This window comes from Pseudomonas sp. SDO55104_S430 (genome assembly GCF_054070595.1).
The window spans coordinates 1-741 of record NZ_JBSVXG010000498.1 but is presented as its reverse complement, the minus strand read 5'-3'; the positions used below and the strand labels follow the sequence as shown (position 1 = coordinate 741).

1 protein-coding gene is annotated in these 741 nt (G+C 64.4%); it reads left to right on the top strand.

From position 1 onward, the window contains the following. Positions 1 to 75: 75 nt before the first annotated feature. Positions 76 to 642, top strand: a complete 567-nt coding sequence (locus ACW9JE_RS30895) for a GNAT family N-acetyltransferase (protein ID WP_224539318.1) — start codon at positions 76 to 78, stop codon at positions 640 to 642. The last annotated feature ends 99 nt before the right edge of the window (positions 643 to 741 follow it).

Here is a 741-nt window from a genome sequence, read left to right as displayed (position 1 = left end):
AGCGGTGTGTCAGCTACATCTTGGGTGACTGACACTCCGTATTCGCGAGCAAGCCCGCTCCCACAAAGGACCTCCATGACTGTTGAATTCCGTTCCGCCCAGCGCAGCGATGCGCGGGAGATTGCGCGCCTGTTCCAGATTTCTTCCGAAGGCGCTTCAGATTACATCTGGAGCCAGATCGCCGAACCCGGCCAGAACCTGCTCGACGTCGGCGCCTTGCGCTACGCCCGGGACGGCGTGGATTTCTCCTGGCAGAACTGCCTGATCGCCGAGGCAGACGGCCAGGTCATCGGCATGCTGCACAGCTACGTGATGCGCCACGACCCGTTCGCCGAACCGGTCACCGACCCGGTGCTGGCGCCCTACGCCACCATGGAAATCCCCGACACCCTCTATATCTCCAGCCTCGCGCTGCACGAAGGCTGGCGCAACCAGGGCCTGGGCAAACAGTTCCTCGCCTACGCCTACGACCGCGCCAACCAGCTGGGCCTCAACGGCCTGAGCCTGATCGACTACGCCGCCAACACCGGCGCCCGCCGCTTCTACGAACGCCACGGCTTTCGCATCGTCGACACCTGCCAGATCACACCCCACCCGATGATCCGCGTCACCGGCGAGGCCTACCTGATGTATCGCCCCTAAAACCCGGCACGATCCCTGTAGCAGCTGGCGAAGCCTGCGTCCGGCTGCGCAGCAGTCGTCAATCCCGGCAGCGCGGTGTGCCAGGTAGATCCGGTGGAC

Excerpts from the sequence above, each read along its gene's own strand:
- ACW9JE_RS30895 (WP_224539318.1), top strand. The coding sequence starts at position 76 with ATGACTGTTGAATTCCGTTCCGCCCAGCGCAGCGATGCGCGGGAGATT.